Origin of the sequence: Mycobacterium gordonae, assembly GCF_001417955.2 — a bacterium.
Lineage (GTDB): Bacteria > Actinomycetota > Actinomycetes > Mycobacteriales > Mycobacteriaceae > Mycobacterium > Mycobacterium gordonae_B.
Window position 1 is genome coordinate 1 of record NZ_LKTM01000239.1, and the last position, 825, is coordinate 825.

1 pseudogene is annotated in these 825 nt (G+C 74.2%); it reads left to right on the plus strand.

Annotated elements, in window-relative coordinates:
- Window positions 1-73: 73 nt before the first annotated feature.
- Window positions 74-825 (plus strand): annotated as a pseudogene (locus AO501_RS18080) (AMP-binding protein); the annotation flags it as partial.

Sequence of the window (825 nt, forward strand, 5' to 3'; positions counted from 1 at the left end):
ACCTGGGCGCCGGGGCGGCGCATGTTCAACGCCTACGGCCCCACCGAAGCCACCATCTGGGCCACCTGCACCACCGCAGCGGGCGGTGGGCGTGGCCCTGGATCGGTGCGCGGAGCTGGTGGTGGCGTGGTGGGCGGTAATCAAGGCCGGCGGGATCTATGTGCCGGTGGACTCGGCCCACCCCGTGCAGCGCCTCACCACGGTGCTGGACGCGGTCGAGGCGGTGTGCGTGCTGACCCGCGGCGCGGACACCGTGCCCGGCGCCGGGGGGCGCCCGGTGCTGTCCCTGGACACCCTCGACCTCGCCGATCGCCGCGCCGAGGCGATCACCGACGCCGAGCGGCTGGCGCCGCTGCGCGTGGGCGACACCGCCTATGTGCTGTTCACCTCCGGCTCCACCGGCACCCCCAAAGGGGTGGCGGTCGGCCACGCCGGCCTGCTGGGGGTGGCCGCCGCCCAACGCGAACTGTTCACGGCCGGCCCCCGGGCGCGGATCCTGATGGTGGCCGCACCCACCTTCGACCTGTCGATCTTCGAATGGCTGTGGGCCGCCGGATCGGCGGCCACCCTGGTGGTGGCCCCACCCCAGGCCTACGCCGGCCACGCGCTGACCCACCTGCTGCACCAGCAGCGGGTCAACGCCGCCATCCTGACCCCCACCGTGCTGGCCTCCCTGGACCCGACCCCACTGACCGAACTGCACACCCTGATCGCCGGCGCCGAACCCTGCCCGCCGGAGCTGGTCACCACCTGGGCGCCGGGGCGGCGCATGTTCAACGCCTACGGCCCCACCGAAGCCACCATCTGGGCCACCTGCACCACCGC